Raw genomic sequence first — 18,933 nt, 5'->3', positions numbered from 1 at the left:
TCATACTATAGTTATCATCGGATATAAAGCCAACCGAATTGAAGCATAGTGTTTTTGCCTGCTGAATGCCATTTTCTTAATTATTGTGATGTCGCTTCATTTTCAGGCTTATTCACAGAAAACGCTGTTAATCTGGTTAATTATGTTCTTTTTGGTAAAAGAAGCTTTAAAAACAGATTTTTAATATTATTTGTATATGGGTACAGTCTGTTTGTCTTATTATTGGTATAATGGTCCTAAATTCGACAAATAACGAAATATTTATCTATCATCATTACAGTTGTTCTATTGTAGATGTGTCTCAGGATGTATTTACATTGCTTTATAACTGTGTTAAATGTTTCAATTCTGAAAATAAGCCTTATTATCGCTTTGATTCGACTCAAAACATTTGCATACGATTATTAGAGCAAATATTTATATATTATTAAAAACATGTTAGTAATTGTGAGTAACACAGTAACAGTGTGTTCCTGATGTGTTCACAAAACAACGGATCAAGATTAAAAAGAGCAACACCATTGTCTGAGGGGATAAATGGTTTGTGAATCCATCATATCTGAGGGGATGGATGGATCTGCAAAGAGGCAAAAAGGATGAAAGTTCGGCTTGAGATCATCGATGACGATGGAATTGAAAGCGCAAATGTCAATTTTACAGGAAGGCTCTGGAAAAAGCGTCTTCTTGCATTCCTTGACACGGTCGTAGACGAGACTGACACTAATACCGAACCTTCATCCTATTCATCTAATTCTGAAGTTCCAGTAGCTGAGCAGCATGCATACCAACCGCAATTTGTTCAGCAACAGGTGCCTAATTTACAACAATCAAGCCAGCAGGCTGCTTCAGTACAACTGTCCCAGGGACCAGCTCAACAACAACAGGTTCAGCAACAACCTGTTCAAAAGGCAGTTCCGCAGCAGTTTGTTCAGCAACAGCAGTTCCAGCAACCAATGCAACAGGTAACTGTGCCGCTACAATATCAACAGCAATTGCAACAATCTCAGATTCCTGCGATGCAACAGAATTTCCAGCAGGCTTATCCGCAATATCCTGTAAATCAAAATAATCAACAACCAGTATACTTACAACCTACCCTAGCTCCTGTAGGAATGCAGCAGTATGGGCAGCCGGTACAACCTTTGTCATCTACGGTTCACCAACCTTATAATTCTAATCAACAGGTTCCTCCGGCTGTTTCTAATCTTAATCAACCTGTGCAGGCAGAAGGACGTTCGGCTCCAACTCGTCGCAGAACTCCGATGCTTCAGGACAGGTTAAATGATATGTCTCTGACTATCAGTGAGCGTCTTGAGCTTTTCCTTCGTTATGAATATCCTCGTGTATGGTTCTCTTCGCAGGATGTCCAGCAGCATTATGAAAAGATCTACGGCACAATAAAGCAAAGCACGGTGTCCACATATCTGTCTCGCATGTTCCGCAAGACTCTTCTTGAACGCAGAGGCAACAGGACGCAGCGTGAATATCGTTACATAGCTGACGAACCTGAATCCACTTACAAGATGGAAGAAGTGCCAGGCGCACCTGTGTATCATGGGATTCAATATTAATTCGACATTGGCAGATACTTAATAGACCTATAGCTATATCTGTTCATATGCGTTCATCTCAGAATCTTTTCAATATAGGTTTTACTCTTATTATTCTGGGATTTGTTCTTGTTTTTGTAGGTCTGCTAGTTTCAGCTTTTAGTGGAGCAGGTGAATTTGGTGGCGTTATTCTCATAGGTCCTATTCCGATAGCATTTGGCTCCTCTCCTGAGATTACTTCATCAATGCTCTGGGCAGGTGTTCTTCTTGCTGTTGTCTATGTTCTAATGCGGAGGCGACTCTGATGATAGGTTCCTATCTTGTGTTCATTGGTATGTTGATGTTAATCTCCGGCTTTTTCCTGGTGGTTGTAGCAAGCTTTTATGGGGGTGAAAACTCAAAAAGAGGCGATGAATACACTTCTATTCCAGATAATCATAATTCACGGACTTCGTCCCCTAGCATAGGTCAGGAGTCAATTCCAAACAAAAGTGATGTACGGGGTGGTGGAATTATCATGCTTGGTCCTATTCCTATTATCTTTGGTTCGGACAGCAAAAATACTTCGACTATGGTCGTATTAGCAATTGTTCTCATGGTGCTGTACTTTCTGATATTCATGTGATGCTGTGGTGAGCTTGTGATTCTGTTAAGCTGTTATTTGTCGTTAACAAGCCGGGAATCAGCGTGCATCTAAGCTGTGAATATGTTTATAGGCATTCGGTTCAATACAGATATTAATGCGTCCTTTCAAACTAGTCTCAGAGTACAGTCCAAAGGGTGACCAGCCAAAAGCAATAGCTCAGCTGACCGAGGGTCTGCTGTCAGGCAAGAAGCACCAGACCTTGCTTGGTGTGACCGGTTCAGGAAAAACGTTTACAGTTGCTAATGTCATCCAGAATGTACAGAAACCTACTCTTGTGATGGCTCATAACAAAACTCTTGCAGCACAGCTGTTCTCAGAGTTCCGTGAATTTTTCCCTGACAATGCAGTGGAATATTTTGTCAGTTATTATGATTATTACCAGCCAGAGGCTTACATGCCTACAACGGATACATATATTGAGAAGGATTCCTCAGTCAACGAGGAAATTGACCGCCTGCGGCTGTCTGCGACTAAATCTTTGCTGGAGCGTAAGGATGTCATAGTCGTTTCCAGTGTTTCCTCTATCTACAACCTTGGTTCGCCTGATGAGTGGAGGGCTATGTCTGTGATGCTTACTCCGGGTGCTGAGATAGACAGGCCTGCTTTTCTTGAGTCTCTTATCAACATACAGTATGAGCGAAATGATATTGCTTTCACTCCGGGTACTTTCCGTTTAAGGGGTGATACTATTGAGATTTTCCCGGCACAGGAAAAGAATGGTATCAGGATCGAGCTGTTTGGTGATGAGATGGAAAAGGTTGCTTATTTTGACCCTGTTACGGGAAAAGTGCTTGAGGAAGTGCTTCCTGGTGAGAGTATTGGTATCTATCCTGCAAAGCATTTTGTGATGGCTGAGGAGTATATTGAAAATGCGCTTCTGACCATCGAGGCAGAACTTAAGGACAGGCTGGCTGTTTTGATGTCTGAGAACAAGCTCCTTGAAGCCCAGAGACTTGAGCAGAAGACCAAGTTCGATCTGGAAATGATTCGGGAGCTTGGTTATTGCAGCGGTATCGAGAATTATTCCCGGCATTTTGACGGCCGCCGTCCCGGCGAGCCTCCATCTTCTCTTTTGAATTTCTTTCCTGACGACTATCTTGTAGTAATAGACGAGTCGCACGTTTCGATACCTCAGATACGAGGGATGCATAATGGTGACAGGGCAAGGAAACAATCTTTGGTAGAGTATGGTTTCCGCCTGCCTTCTGCTCTTGATAACCGTCCCCTGCGTTATGATGAGTTTGAGAGGCGGCTCAATGATGTTATCTATGTTTCCGCAACTCCTGCGGATTATGAAGTTGAGAAAAGCAAGGCTGTTGTGGAGCAGATCATTCGCCCTACGGGTCTTGTGGACCCTGAAGTTACCATCAGGCCGGTGGAGACTCAGGTGGATGATCTTATCGGTGAGATACGTAAGGTGACTGCTGAAGGTTTCAGGACTCTTGTGACAACTTTGACTAAAAGGATGTCAGAGGATCTTACGGAATACCTGCTTGAGCTGGGTATCAAGGTGCGTTACATGCACTCTGATATTGAAACTCTTGAACGTGCAGAGATCATCAGGGATCTGAGAAAAGGGGAGTTCGATGCGCTTATTGGTATCAACCTCCTGCGAGAGGGACTTGACCTCCCCGAAGTTGCTTTTGTTGCCATACTGGATGCTGATAAGGAAGGCTTCCTGCGCTCGGAGCGCTCGCTTATACAGACCATCGGCCGTGCTTCCAGAAATTCGGAAGGCCGTGTCATCCTATACGCAGACAGGATAACAGGTTCTATGGAGCGTGCCATGAAGGAGACTGAAAGACGTCGCGAACTCCAGACAAAATACAATGAAGAGCACAATATCACTCCCACCACCATCCAGAAGTCCCTGCAAAAGGAACTCGTCGAGGGTGAAAAATACCACGCAGAATCAGGTGTCATGGCAATTGCCGAAGACATGTCCAAAAGAGAGATCTCGGATGTCATCATCGATATTGAAGCTGATATGCATCTCGCCGCCAAGAACCTTGAATTCGAGAGAGCCGCAGAACTCCGCGACAGAATAAGAGAGTTACGTGAAAGTTATTCTCTATAACCCACCTGCCGCACAGCTCACACAACAGAAAATCCCGCAATCTTCCGTTATCTGACAGGGAATCTCATAGGGTTTAAATACGATTCCTCGATATATTCATTATCAGGCGAAAACGTTATATCTAAAAAAATACTGTATTGGTTGTCCAAACTGCGCTGGTGGTTTAGTGGCTATGACTGAGGCCTTCCAAGCCTTAAACCCGGGTTCGAATCCCGGTCGGCGCATTCAACTTTTTTTGTTTGATTTTTCTCATGTAAAAGTTTGCACTTTATAGTTTTCAATAACACAGGTTACCGGTTGAGCAAGGATTGCATTATCAAAGTCATTCAACACTATGCTAAACCTCTTGGTCTGCATGATCATCACGGACCTTTGCACACTCGTCTTACTTCTCATTGCTTGCGTGGTTTTTTACCACACAAATGCAAAGAGCAAGTATGGACGAAATATACATTAAACGGTTTCGTGGTGATTCCCTGAAAAAGAAAAATGGGCTAATAATTATATATAATTCGATATGGAACTTATCAGGGAAGAATATCTAAAATATGTTCCCAGGTTAAGCAATTGATTTTAACAAGCCTAAGTACACACATTTAAAGGCAGGATTCAGGGAATATAAGGTGAAAAATAATGAGCATACCATATTCCTATTAAAAGAAAATAGGATTCACCAAGAATACTTAATATTACATAAAGAAGAAGGCTACGAGCGAAAAATCGTTGAGCCTAAACGCCTATGATGGGAAGGAGGAGAGGTTGGAACAACCCCGTTCCAGCATTAAGTCCCATCAGCTACCAATGGATTTCACTAACTCTCAAATCCAAATAAATTTAAATATTTGGAATCTTAGTTGAATAGTGATTTCAATTGTACGATTCAGACACATGGATTAATTATTAATCAAAATTTATTATATCGTCTAACAAACTATCTACATTAAATAATTTTTCTTTAACGATTGAATGTAAAGTACCAAACAATTCGAACGCCTCTATTGTTTTCAGCTCATTTGTACTGTAAACTACCATGGGGTAATTTTCCCGTAACTATTCAGCCTACCACAATTAGCCTATTGATACTGATTTAATCAAAACGGAGATGTTTGCTCACTAACAACCTAAGAATCAAAAAAGCAATCAATGGCAACAATCAAAATTAATGATCCTAATAATATGTAGGTCTCAACTTTTTGTCAAGATTGCTATTGATAGTGTTTTTATCAGGCTGAATAGTTACATTTTCCCAAACTGTAACACTTAGTAATTCATCAGTATCCTTGTTTTTTGGGTACAGATATAAATAATAATCTTCACTACTTTTTCTAATACCCCATACCGATTTATTATCATACTTGAAAAAATATTCACTACCGCTTGCATCTAGATTTATCCCAGAAATTTTATCTGCATGAGAAATCATTGATTTTACAGCCATAATAATTTGGCTTTGGTAATTAAACATCGTTATATAATATGATGGCCTCTTTTTATATATGAATTGTCCAAAGTGTAAGAGTTCCAGTCATAAGAAGAACGGTAGGATTGATGGTCGACAACGCTACAAATGCCATGATTGTGGATACAACTATTCAGTAGATATAAAATCCACCGCTAGCCCCGTATCTGTTAAGCGACAGGCTTTACAACTCTATCTGGAGGGGTTGGGATTTCGTTCAATTGGACGTTTTTTGGGCGTTAGTCATGTTTCTGTTCAAAAATGGATTCGAAAATTTGGTAGTGAATTAGAGGATCTAAAAAGTGAAAATGAGATTTCTGTTGTGGAATTGGACGAGATGCATACTTATATTGGGAATAAAAAAACTACTGCTGGATATGGATTGCTGTTGATAGATATGGGAAGAAATTCATCGATTGCTCTTTTGGCAGCAGAGGAACAAAAACAGGACAAAAACTCTGGAAAAAGTTAAAGACAAAAGAGGTTGGGGAAGTAATGACGGATTATTGGAGGGCATATGCCAAGTTAGTCCCCAGAAACATCCATACTCGATCAAAAGCAGAAACATATACTGTTGAAGGATACAACAGCATATTTAGGCATTTCCTGGCAAGACTAAGGAGAAAGTCAAAGTGTTATACTAAAAGTCTTGAAATGCTAAAAATCTCCGTTTTGCTCTTGATGAAATATAGGAATAAAGAACTAGCTATGTTTAATTAACAATGCCAATAATTTTACTCATATTTACCTCTTTATCAGTCCATCATATGATTGAACATTTATAGTTCTTAACTTTTCACGTAGTTCATTAACTATATTACTTTTTATTGCTTCAGTTAGACCTTTAGGATTTTCAGCATACCTAGTGATTTTATTATAAATCCCACCACATTTTTCAACTAAGATTTCATTTCCCTTCATTTCCCCTGATATTTCATTAAAGAGTTTAATAACTTCATATCTTTGATTTGAATCATCAGCATCTAAACCGTTCAACATTTCAACCTTAGTTGTTAGTTCTGTTAAAGTGATTTGGAAGGAATAATTAAGCAGTAAATGAAAAATTGATGTAATTGATTTTTTTTTGTAACTATTCAGCCTGATAAAAACGCTATCAATAACAATCTTGACAAAAAGTTGAAACGTAAATTTCATTCGGATCATTTATTTTGATTGTTGCTATTGATTGCTTTTTTGATTGTTAGATTGTTAGTGAGCAGACATCTCTATTTCGATGAAATCAGTACCAATAGGCAAATCGTGCCAGGCTGAATAGTTACGATAAATAAATAAACAGCAATTGCAGCAGCAAGCCCAGAAAAAATTGAACTTACAAAGACTGTGGCATCATAAATAGTAGTAAAATCCATATATTTATTCCTTTATTTTGAAATTATCCCCTTGTAAGAATCGCAATAATTGATACACAAATTAACCAGCATGGTTTGAACTTAGTGAATATCCATAGTGCATCCAATAATTTAACGATAATAGCAGTACTTTGAGCAGATACTCCATAAAACATTGGCTACTACTTATTAAGAGTTATATGTAGCATCTTTAAATTATTAAATATACCTATTTATAATTACACATGACATATTAATATTTTGTTATTGTACCAGATAATACAAAATTGCATATAAAAAGAACTATACCATCAATTATAATTCTGTGTCAAACAGCATTTTAAATTTAGGTTTTGGTGTGATATGTCGAGATTGAAGAACAATTATCAGAATTCAAGCATCTTTTTAACCTTCTCACCTATCAGGGAATCACATATTCATAAATCAATTCTTCAGATGCATGATAGAACAGAGCAGCACCTAAACTCATAAAGGCACCTTGCAGGAAGGAAGCAAAGAGATTTTGCAGCATCCACATGGTGAGATCATGGGAAGTAAACAAGGTGTTTCCCTGGATAATGAAAGAAGAATTTGTTATATTGCTAGTGTTTAGATATATTTTATTCCTCAATTGTTATTTCTAAATCAGTGTCCTGTTCTTTCTGGGTATTGAGTTCATCCGGGTTATGCCTGGAATGAAATCCTCTTTTCTTTTTGTACGTAAACGCAACATTAATATCATTAACAATATATTACTTAATTTTATATTTAGGGCCAGAGGATGCAAGATGAAAAAATTAATGCTATTGAATAAGTTGTTTCTTATATGTGGGCTTGTGCTGATCTTAGCTTCAATTCCCGCTAATGCGGCAGAATTTGATGTGGATGTTGGATTTAATTCCACCGGGTCTAATGTTGGGTCACAAATATCCGTAGCACCTCTTAATCCTGCATTCGTTCAATATCAGGAAGAACTGAAGCAGAGTCAAAACGATGTTCCTGCTAGTGTGGATACAAATGGCAGCACTAACACATTTGCTCCTTCAAGTGTTATATTACCGGATAGTTCAGGGGAGAACTCACATCTGAACCTTTTGAGCAGCATTAATCTTTTTGAGGAAGATGGTTTCCCTAATGAGTTCGCACATCCCACTGGGCTGATGCCATCACCTGTGGACCTTTCTCATCTATCTCCTGTGAATATGGATGAGCTGTTGGCAAGTGAAGGATCTGGTTTTAGTCCCTCCAGCATCATGCCGACTGGTTTAGAGGTATATCCATCTCGTTATGACTTACGTGATAACAATGGGGTCACAGCAGTAAGGGATCAGGGTTATGCCGGGAGTTGCTGGGCTCATGCAAGTATCGGTTCTCTGGAATCATTTTTACTGCACAATCAGTCTGATACCTGGGATATTTCAGAGAACAATGCCAAGAATATTCTTGTATCTTCAAATCAGGATGGTTTTGACCGTGCTCATGGTGATGGCGGAAACAATCTGATCACAACTGCCTATTTCACCAGATGGGATGGTCCGGTGGTTGAGTCCGATGATCCTTACAACGATCTTTCAGGTATATCTCCCTCCAATACAACAGTGGCAAAACATGTTCAGGAAGTAATGATACTGCCAGGAGTAAATGAATCAAATGATCTCTTCAAATGGATGATCACTAATTATGGTGCTATCTCAGTATCCATGTGGTATGATGGCTCATGTTTCAATTCAGAGAACAATACTTATTATTACTACGATGAAATCAGGGGTACAAATCACGCTGTAACTTTAGTGGGCTGGGATGATGATTTCGACAGGCATAATTTTACTCAAACTGCTCCGGGAAACGGGGCTTTTATCATCAAGAATTCCTGGGGTACCAATTGGGGTGAAGATGGCTATTTCTATACATCGTATTATGACAACGCAACTGGACTCGATATAGGATTTTATGGATTAAATACTAAGCCTTATGGGCGTAATTTCATGTTTACGGCAGAAAATGTCAGTAATTACGACCATATATATCAGCACGATCCACTTGGATGGACTGCATGCACAGGTTACAACAATACTACAGCATACGGGGCAAATGTCTTCACTGCAACAACAAATGAATCACTTGAAGCCGTAAGTTTCTATACCGTTGACTCAAACTCATTCTATAACATCTCGGTCTACCGTGACCCCGAAACCGGTCCTGTCAATAGTTCAGGCCCTGTTTCTGTGCAGAATGGAAGCATTCCAATAGCTGGTTATCACACAGTTGACCTTGATACAAATGTTTCACTTCTTCAAGGGCAGAATTTCTCAGTAGTAGTCGAATTTACAACGCCGAATTACAATTATCCGATTGCTATCGAAAAAACAATATCTGGATACAGCAGCAATGCTCATGCTGAAGCAGGGCAAAGTTATATGAGTCAAAATGGAACGGAATGGGAAGATATATCCGAATCCGACAAGAATGTATGTATCAAGGCTTTCACAAAAGAGGAAAAAGTACCTAAAGCAGCATTTGTTGCAGGTACCAAGATTGTCCATATTAATGAGTCCGTAGACTTCCACGATGCAAGTCTCTTTTCTCCGACTGTATGGGAATGGGACTTTGGAGACAACAATAGCTCTACGTTGCAGAATCCAGTGCACACATATGCAAATTCTGGGGTCTATAATGTTTCACTCAATGCAACGAACTTCGTTGGCAGTAATGTTTCACTAAAAAGTTCTTTCATTCATGTACTTAATTCAACCATTATTGTGAACAGCAGTGGATCCGCTGATTTCACAAGCATTCGTGAAGCTATTAATGCTGCATCGGATGGCGATACTATAATGGTGGAACCGGGAATTTATAGTGAGAACCTTTATTTTGCAGATGACAATATTAGCCTTGTTTCATCCACTGGCAACCCTGTAGATGTTAGTGTTGTTTCCCCAGATTCCGATGACAGTACAATCGTTATAATAGCGGATGATATTGCGATTACCGGCATAAATGTTTCCGGCGGTTCGCGGGGAATATATATTTCTGGATCAAGTGGATGTAACATAACTAATTGTTATGCTGCGGATAATTTCATTGGTATCTATCTGTCTTCTTCACAGAACAACAGTATATCGAATTGTACCATGGATGACAATGGATATGGATTAGTAGTACAACGATCCAACAGCAACTATTTTGCAGACAACTCCCTGGTCAACAATATCTTTGATTGCGTCTTTGATTCAGAACCCAACACTGTGACTACGGGCAATACAATTAATGGCAAGGCCATTTACTATCTCGTGAACAGTTCTGATATGACTATCGATTCTGCTTCAAATGCCGGGCTTGTACATCTCATCAATTGCTCAAATATAACTGTACAGGATGTGGATATTACACGTAATCATTATGGTTTTTACCTTTACAACAGCAGCAATATCACTCTCACAAATTGTACATCTCTGGTTAATGCATATGGTGTCTACCTTTCTTCTTCCCACAACAACACAATGTATGATTGCAACATAAGTGCTAATATAATGTATGGGCTCTCGCTCACAGGATCCAGTGACAATTTGTTCTATAACAACTATTTCAACAATAGTTACAGCAATGTCCGTGTTTCCGGTGGAGCCGCCAATGAATGGAACACTGCAATGACTTCCGGCATCAATATCATCAATGGGACTTACCTTGGAGGCAACTTCTGGGCACAACCGGACAGTACAGGCTGGAGCCAGACACAATACTCTGTTGGAAATGGTTTCTGCCAGCCGTATGAAATAACGGATGACGGTAACAACACTGACCTTCTTCCACTGACCAGCAACGGACAACAACCAGAACTTGTTGAGAGTACTGCTCGCAGTGATAATGATGGCGTACATGTTCGCATTGGTGCCAGTTCAGTCCCTTCCTCAAAAGTAGCTGCAATGGACTCAAGTATTCGATACGTAGGCAGAGGCGGTGAAGTACAGTATGCTTTTACTGACAAGAAGACCCCTGTAACTGACATAAGGTTTGAGGCAGAAACCAATGAAGGATATGTTATGGCCACTGTCAATTTGTTGGATGAGCCTTCAGAGGAAATGCCTGCATCTCCTACTGTAAAACGCTACCAAAGTATGGACATAGTTCTGGGGGATGAGAGATTATCATCTTCAGACTGCATGGAAGGCGCAGTAATAGGATTTACTGTCTCAAAAGAATGGGTCTTATCTAATAATATAGACAAGACAAGTATTCGTATGGAGCACTATTCTGGCAGTGTCTGGGACAAATTACCCACTACGGTAATTGGTGAGGACGACGAGAATATCTATTTTGAATCTATAACAACCAGCTTCTCACCTTTTGTTATATGTGCAGATATAATTGGTACAAATATAAATGTTGGAAGCCCAGGTACAGAAATCCCTTCGAGAGATGATTATGATGTATTCTCAGTAACAGACGAAAATGTTCAGGATACTGATAAGAATGGGCAAGGGGAAAAAGCGTTGATTTTACCTTTCTTTGGTCTTGTCACAGTCTTAGGTTTGATTTACTGGAAGAAGTGATCAAAAGGAAAACTTTGATTTCCTTTTTTTAGAGGGTTTCTACAGCTATCATTTGAAGGTCTGTGAGTTGGCTCGTAGAAAACCTCTGAAAATCGGCATATTCTGAATACAATTGGCACATTTCTTCTAATATCAGGTAATATATTTGGAATGATTGTATGCTAGATTTTCGTCAAAAGATCGAGGATTTGTCCTTTTTAAATTATTATGTTAGAATAACATAGAAAATAGGCTTTCTATAGAGTCAATTTCATAGCAATATAAAAACAAGTGGCATCAATCATCACAAACGTCACGATTTATTGGAAGCATAACTCTGAAGTTGCTGCCTTTTCCAGGTTCGCTCTCGATCCTGATAGTCCCATTATGCATTTGGACATATTCTTTAACAAGAGTAAGTCCAAGTCCTGCACCGCCATACCTGCGTGTACTTGACCCGTCAACCTGTACAAAGGGTTCGAATATCTTTTCTATGTCATAGTCTGCAATACCAATTCCGTTATCAATGACGGAAACTTCAATGTTACCGTTTTTCTGTGTGACCTTGATTGTCACCATGCCGCCTTCTTGTGTGAATTTAAGGGAATTCTCCACCAATTTGTAAATGATTTCTTTGAATTTATTGGCATCAGCACAGATTTGTGGAATATGGGAGTCCCCACTGATATTAATGGATATGTTTTTCCTTGAAGACAAGAAATATACCTTTCTCTTGATTTGTTCAATGGTTTCCATGATATCAAGTATTTCAGGCTTGAACTCCAGCGACCCGGACTCGATTTTAGACAGATCCAATACATTGTCAACAAGACTTAGGAGCGAATGACCGTTCTTATTTATGATTTGAAGATATTTTTTTTGTTCCCCGGTAATTTCACCAGAAGTGCCATCTAACATAATGGCTGAAAAGCCCATTATGGAATTCAGGGGTGTCCTCAGTTCATGGTTCATATTAGACAAAAGCTCGCTCTTAAAGCGATTTGCATCCTCAGCGGTAATCTTTGCAAGCAACATATGTTCTTCTGCTTTTTTGCGCTCTGTGATATCAAGGGCAAAACCATCTATCATGAAAGCTCCCTCTTCCAGTTCACCGCTCGCTATTGCGTTAATTAACAGGCACAGTTCCTTGCCATCTGGACGTAAAGCTTCACATTCAAAATTCTCAACATACCCCTGTTCTTTAAGGATATTTACTACTTCTTTGCTACAAGCAGGTTCAATGTACAGTTGTTCTCCTATATCCTGGAAGTGCCTGGCGATTTGCTCAGTTTTGCTCAGGCCTACAATTCTGGACATTTCCGGATTTATCTGAATATTTTTTCCTTCAGAACTGGTACGGAACATTCCAACAGGAACATTATCTATAAAGTTTTGAAGCTTTGCCTCATTTTCTTTCAGAGCATCCTGAGTCCTTTTACGGAATAATTGATTATTAAGAAGAGTTCCCAGCAACACAGTTCCTATGGGATATATCAACATTACAGGAAAACTGATGTGATTTAGAACTTCCATGCCAACTTGCCAGGGAAGCAGCAACATGTACATAAGCATGACAATGTGGATCACAATACCAAAAATGTACAACTCAAACATACTGAAGAGTTTTTTGAAGCTTTCATGAAACTGTCTCCATAGTAGTCCTAATATCACAGAACTCATTGTTACTGCAATGCCAGCCACTGCGCCAGCACCGCCTTCATAGAGGCGGTAGGAACCAACAATTATTGCTCCAATGACAGCCGGAGTAAATCCAAAGAAAAGGCCGACTATACTTAGCAGAATAGAACGTGTATCGAAGATTATTCCAGGAGAAAGTTCCCATGGATTTAGCATCAAAGCAATGCCTATAAGGCCAATGATAATCCCTGCAACCGTACTTCTTAAGCGCGTGTTCATGTGCATATCGAAAAAAAGAACATCATACATGACACCTAGGGAAAGTAGCAAGGCTGCATTATTTATGAGAGCAATTAGCATTTCAATATTCATACAACACCTTTCTATCAGATAAATTAGGTCAATAACTGAACATTTCTCTCTTTTTGAATCAATCAATACTTAACATGGCCTTGTGAAATTCTGTGTTTTTTCTGAATACTTGAAATAAGAGTAATCAAATCAAATTCAACTTGATATTTCGTGTAGTTCCTTATTTTTTGAGATGCGTGGCTATAGAAGTATGGCTGTATATATAAATATTGTATGAATTTTATACAAATGTTCGAAAAAACAAATCATTGAAAAATACCATCATTATAATCTATAATGGCAGGGTTTTGCTGCAGAACCAAAAAAGTAATAAAAGGACAGATAACTGTCCTTAATCTGATCTCAGTTTTCTGATAACAAGGAAAGCAATAGATGCAATTGCAATTCCTGCAAGACCGGTAAATCCGGGAGTATCCTTTGTTTCTGCGCTTTCTGGCTCAGTATCTTCATCTACAGGTACGAAATATCCTGTTTCTTTCTCTGCGACTACTTCGTCTGCCTTATAGCCCACGACGTTGAAAAATGAAAATCCGGGTGTTTCAGCTGTGAGGTAGATGAATTCATCGTCTTCTTTTGCCTGGGTGGTCGGGAGGTTCTGCCACTGCTGATCATGATATCTTGTCATGCGTATGGTGGATGCATCAATGTCATTCTCTTCTATCCATTCCCTGCTTACTTTGAAATGGATAAGAACATTGTCGGCATTGTTTGTTGAGATAGTGCCTTCAGTTCCGATATCAATGCTCATTAACTGATAGGAAGTTCCTGGGGGAGATGGTATATCTTCAGGTGAATCTGATAGTACCTGAACTTTGGCAACAACAAGACCTTCATCATTCTTCGCATCAAAACTTACACCAAGAACAGGAGTATCGCTATCAGAGAAGTCATAGTTTATTTCTGTTCCTTTAATGACACGCAAGGTAGATGCTGCGGTTGTCTTAACTATAGCAGGATCCTGACCCTGGCTGACTGATGCACGGGTTCCTGATCTACCTGAACTTGGGCTGGAACTTGAAGACGAGCCAGAGTCCTTGAAAAGTCCAAAAGTACCAAATTCAGAAAGGGTTGCAGACAAATAATTTCCACTTGTGTTGAGTGAAGCATTTGGAACTTCTGCCCATGTAGGACCGTCCAACCTGTACAGAGCTACAGAAGATTCACCTGAACTGCTCATTCCGGAATCATCGTAGAAGAAAGTAACATTCAGATTACCAGATCGGTCAATACTTGCATAACCATTTATATTTGTTTTTCCAGAAAGGGCATTAGCATTTGTTTCTGATCCAGTTATACTGGTTGATGATGAATCTGTGATGAAAGAGAGTTGTGTCGAACTATAGGTTAATGCAAGTCTGTCTACTGGGCAACTAGCAGAAGAAGACATATAAATATCTTGTTCATTGTTGTCGTTTGCATTATTACTTGTCAGATTATTGCTGGTTGATAACCGAAGATAAATACCTTTATTATTGTCACTGGCATGGTTGCTTGTTAGATTGTTGTTGTCTGAGTAATAAAAGTAAATACCATAATCATTGTTATTATTGGCATCATTGCTTGTCAGATTATTATAGTCTGATCGATAAAGATCAATACCTCTATTATTGTCACTGACATTATTAGTTGTCAGACTATTTCTGCCTGATCGATAAAGGTAAATACCGTAATTACATTCCGATGTTGTAACATTTTCTATTGTTGAATCAGTGGTGTATGCAAACGTAATTCCATTGAATTCATTTGTCACTTCAATATCTTTTACGGTAATATTGACAGAATTGACCACATAAACAATTCCTGCTGAGGAAGGTACTTCTTCATCTGCACGGTTTGTCCAGTAGTAAACAGGTTTACTATCAACCGTATTGCTATCATCAATATCATGAATGTAATCATCCAGATTTGAACTTGATACATAGAGATTATAGATATTTGATGACATTGTATTACTTGTAAGATTATTGTTGTTTGAAGAATAAAGCCATAAACCGTAGTTATTTTCACTGGCATTATTGCCTGTCAGATTGTTGTTGTCTGAATATCTAATGTTAATGCCTTGATCATTGTCATTGGCATTATTGTTTATTAGATTGTTATTACTCGACGAAGAAAGAGAAATTCCGTTGTCATTGTTATTACTGGCATTATTGCTTACTAGATCATTGCTGCTTGCCGAAGCAAGGTAAATACCGTAATCATTGTCGCTGCTAATATTATTGCTTGCCAGTTCGTTGTTGTCTGAGTGATAAAGGTAAATGCCATGTTCATTGTTACTGCCATTATTGTTTGTCAGATTGTTGTTGTCTGAGTAATAAAGGTAAATACCACGTTTATTGTCACTGGCATTGTTGCTTGTTAGATTGTTGTTGCCTGAGTTATCAAGATAAATTCCGTAATCATTGTCAATGGCATTATTGTTTCTCAACTCATTGACATTAGAGTGATAAAGATAAATTCCGTCATCACATTCTGATGTTGTGGTATTTTCTATTGTTGAATTAATGGTGTATGCAAATGCAATTCCAGTGTATTGATTTGCCACTTCAGTATTTTTTACAGTAATATTGGTAGAGTTGACCACATACACAAGCCCTGCATCAGAAGGCACTTCTTCATCTGCACGGTTTGTCCAGTAGTAAATAGGCTTATCATCAACCGTATTGCTATCATCAATATCATTAAGTAGATCATTTAGATCTGAATTAAATACATTAACATTAAAATTATAGGTATTTGCTGACATTACATTCCCTGTCATATTGTTGCTACTTGAGGAAAAAAAACGAATACCGAAATCATTGTTACTGGCATTATTGTTTGTTAGATTGTTGTTGTTTGATGAAGAAAAGCGAATACCGCAATCATTGTCACTTGCATAATTGCTTGTCAGGTTATTGCTGCTTGAAGAAGTAAGGTAAATTCCATAAGAAGGGTTATCCACTGCAGTATTGCCTGTCAGTTCATTGTTGTTTGAACTAGAAAGAGCAATACCGTGAATATCATTACAACTGGCATTATTACCTATCAGTTCATTGCTATCTGCGTAATAAAATTGGATACCATAATAATCGCCACTGGCATTATTGCCTGTTAGTTTGTTGCCACTTGAGTGTGAAACAGAAATGCCATAATTATGGTTGTCGATTGCATTGTTGCCTGTCAAATTGTTGTTGTTTGACGAATCAAGAACAATACCATAATAATTTCCAGTCACTATATTATTTGAAATAGTACAGTTAGAATTTGAGTCCAAATAAATGCCAACCAGAGAAGAGACAGATGCACCTGTTACAGTAAATCCATTGATGGTCACATTACTAGCTGTAATGTTGACTGCATCGCTATCTGATGATGAATTTACGATCGTGTTTGCTGCACCGCTCTGAGAACGTATAGTCACTTCATGGTCGACAACTATGTTCTCATTGTAAGTACCGTCGCTTACAGTAATGATATCACCATCAGTTGCATTTGCAAGTGCAGCACTTATATTCAAATAGTCTTCACCAGCAGACCCTACCGTAATCTCTGCTGCTGAAACTGTTGTTATGCATGAAAATGATAATAGCAAGATCATTGCTATGATCTGATACTTTAAAATGGGTAACTTGAACTTTTTCATAATGAACACCACAAACAGTAAGCACTAATATATTTTGACTGAAATGCATATCGGTGTGAATATTATATATGGATTATCCTGTTATGTTGATTTTTTCTTTTATTATGGGTGCAATTTTCAAGAATTGCTAATTTTGTCTTGTGATTTGTGAGGTCGTTCCTTCATTTCCCACATCAATGCCCATCAACTGATAGGAATTACATGATTGTGTGCAATGAGGAAAATATCACTGCTCAGGTGGCTGTTTGCAGCAAAAAAAGTCATATGTCTTCATACTCTGAAATCAGGCAGTATATTATGTATTAGAATAATATATTTATAGTTGATTGGACATCAAATGGATATGACATATAGCAACGAAAAAGAATCCGATTATATACATTTCAGTGGATTGACATTACTTTTTCTTGGGACACTTGGGTTAACTGTGGACTTTGTTGCAGCTTTTTTGTTTGATTTTGATGTTTATTTACTTGTACTACTCATGTGCACATTCATAATTATCGAGGGATTGGTATTGATAAATAAAAACAAACAGGTTCGTAGTATGGGCGAATGAAACAATAAAGTAGTATCCTCTTCCTGTAATCCATTTTTCAAAATTATCATAGCTTTCATCTTTATTGATAGTGACTCTTTTTAGCGTTCAATGACTTTCTGTTTCCATTAATTTGTGTATTACTTGATTTCAGGGTCCTGTGACATCCATAACTACAAATCCATTCGAAGTTTAGACAATTCTTTAATATGTGTGGGTAATATTGTACATTATGCGATAACCGGTCAGAATTGCCGGTTAAGAAAACATCTAACAAGGAGAACGTAACAATGTCACTTGAAAATAAAAACGATAGATCATATTTTGCTATCATTGCATTATCAGTAGTACTGGTGGTTATGTCGTTAACGATATACGCCATATCACAGGATGGGTCTGAAACAGACACAATGAACATAATTTCCATGAGCGGCTACTCTGAACAGAAGGTCGTGCCTGATACCGCAAGTTTAAGCATAGGTGCCGTGGTCCAGTCAGAAACCTCAAAGGCAGCGACCAGTGAGAATGCAGCCATCATGAGCACTGTCATAGAAGAACTCAAAGCCCTCGGTCTTGAGGACAGCGAGATACAGACCTCTTATGTTTCCGTGTATCCGATCTACAACTACGATAAAGAGCGAACTATCACAGGCTACTCAGCCTCCAACAGTGTAGAGGTCACAACCACAAACCTTGATATCCTGGGTGATGTCATTGACAGGTCAGCAGCTGCCGGAGCTAATCAGATAGGAAGTATCTCCTTCTCAGTATCTGACGACCAGCAAAAAGAACTTCGTGAAGACCTCATGGACGAAGCCGTAACTGATGCATCCTCAAAGGCCAACACTCTTGCCAGCAGTCTGGGAGTTAAGATTACCGGCGTGAAGACCTCATCCATAAACGAAGGCGGCAACTCCAGGGTTTATTATGCAATGGCTGATACAGCAATGGAAATGGATGAAGAAGCACCTGCTACTCCAATCGAGCCAGGAGAGTCCACAGTTTCAATGTCAGTACAGGTCACATACTACATTGGATAAACTCATCGGACAAAACAATTGAAAATTAAAGGTAACTATTCAGCCTGGCACGATTTGCCTATTGGTACTGATTTCATCGAAATAGAGATGTCTGCTCACTAACAATCTAA

General features: G+C 38.8%; 12 protein-coding genes and 1 tRNA gene. 9 read left to right on the top strand and 4 right to left on the bottom strand.

Going from position 1 to position 18,933, the window contains the following annotated elements; translation table 11 throughout:
• The first annotated feature begins 596 nt into the window (after positions 1-596).
• The 5 genes from WN948_RS04895 to WN948_RS04875 all read left to right on the top strand — a co-directional run bounded on the left by WN948_RS04895 (position 597) and on the right by WN948_RS04875 (position 4,497).
• The gene (locus WN948_RS04895; RefSeq protein WP_342305886.1) at positions 597-1,571 is read left to right on the top strand and encodes a hypothetical protein; all 975 of its coding nucleotides are present in this window, start codon (positions 597-599) and stop codon (positions 1,569-1,571) included.
• A 47-nt stretch (positions 1,572-1,618) separates the two neighbouring features.
• Entirely contained in the window at positions 1,619-1,855 is a 237-nt protein-coding gene (locus WN948_RS04890; RefSeq protein WP_342305885.1) for a DUF131 domain-containing protein, read from the top strand.
• Entirely contained in the window at positions 1,855-2,175 is a 321-nt protein-coding gene (locus tag WN948_RS04885) for a DUF131 domain-containing protein (protein ID WP_342305884.1), read from the top strand. Before WN948_RS04890 ends, WN948_RS04885 begins: the two co-directional genes overlap by 1 nt.
• Before the next feature lie 115 nt (positions 2,176-2,290).
• A complete protein-coding gene (uvrB, locus tag WN948_RS04880) occupies positions 2,291-4,273 on the top strand; it encodes an excinuclease ABC subunit UvrB (protein ID WP_342305883.1) in 1,983 nt (660 codons plus the stop codon).
• A gap of 152 nt (positions 4,274-4,425) precedes the next feature.
• Positions 4,426-4,497, top strand: a tRNA-Gly gene (locus WN948_RS04875).
• A 944-nt stretch (positions 4,498-5,441) separates the two neighbouring features.
• On the opposite strand, the gene WN948_RS04870 is transcribed toward WN948_RS04875, so the two are convergent.
• A complete protein-coding gene (locus WN948_RS04870; protein WP_342305882.1) occupies positions 5,442-5,711 on the bottom strand; it encodes a hypothetical protein in 270 nt (89 codons plus the stop codon).
• A 58-nt stretch (positions 5,712-5,769) separates the two neighbouring features.
• On the opposite strand from WN948_RS04870, the gene WN948_RS04865 reads away from it, so the two are divergent.
• Positions 5,770-6,452, top strand: a protein-coding gene (locus WN948_RS04865; protein ID WP_342303728.1) for an IS1 family transposase whose coding sequence is annotated in 2 segments (ribosomal slippage) — positions 5,770-6,096 and positions 6,099-6,452 — 681 coding nt in all. Because the reading frame shifts where the segments join, the coding sequence is not laid out codon by codon here.
• A gap of 24 nt (positions 6,453-6,476) precedes the next feature.
• Here WN948_RS04865 and WN948_RS04860 read toward each other — a convergent pair.
• Complete coding sequence (locus tag WN948_RS04860; RefSeq protein WP_342305881.1) at positions 6,477-6,728, bottom strand: hypothetical protein; 252 nt, start codon at positions 6,726-6,728, stop codon at positions 6,477-6,479.
• A gap of 1,141 nt (positions 6,729-7,869) precedes the next feature.
• On the opposite strand from WN948_RS04860, the gene WN948_RS04855 reads away from it, so the two are divergent.
• Entirely contained in the window at positions 7,870-11,631 is a 3,762-nt protein-coding gene (locus tag WN948_RS04855; protein ID WP_342305880.1) for a lectin like domain-containing protein, read from the top strand.
• A 276-nt stretch (positions 11,632-11,907) separates the two neighbouring features.
• Here WN948_RS04855 and WN948_RS04850 read toward each other — a convergent pair whose 3' ends face one another.
• Positions 11,908-13,620, bottom strand: a complete 1,713-nt coding sequence (locus WN948_RS04850; RefSeq protein WP_342305879.1) for an ATP-binding protein — start codon at positions 13,618-13,620, stop codon at positions 11,908-11,910.
• Between the two features lie 331 nt (positions 13,621-13,951).
• The gene (locus WN948_RS04845) at positions 13,952-17,245 is read right to left on the bottom strand and encodes a NosD domain-containing protein (RefSeq protein WP_342305878.1); all 3,294 of its coding nucleotides are present in this window, start codon (positions 17,243-17,245) and stop codon (positions 13,952-13,954) included.
• A gap of 337 nt (positions 17,246-17,582) precedes the next feature.
• Between WN948_RS04845 and WN948_RS04840 the strand changes: the two genes are divergently transcribed.
• Positions 17,583-17,804 (top strand): hypothetical protein, encoded by a 222-nt coding sequence (locus WN948_RS04840; RefSeq protein ID WP_342305877.1) that lies wholly within the window; start codon positions 17,583-17,585, stop codon positions 17,802-17,804.
• Between the two features lie 269 nt (positions 17,805-18,073).
• Positions 18,074-18,823: an SIMPL domain-containing protein gene (locus WN948_RS04835; RefSeq protein ID WP_342305876.1), complete on the top strand. Its 750-nt coding sequence runs from the start codon at positions 18,074-18,076 to the stop codon at positions 18,821-18,823.
• The last annotated feature ends 110 nt before the right edge of the window (positions 18,824-18,933 follow it).

The sequence above is a fragment of the Methanolobus sp. ZRKC5 genome (assembly GCF_038446525.1).
Classification (GTDB): Archaea; Halobacteriota; Methanosarcinia; order Methanosarcinales; family Methanosarcinaceae; genus Methanolobus.
The sequence above is the reverse complement of the archived record's forward strand: the minus strand, read 5'-3'. Positions and strand labels throughout refer to the sequence as shown.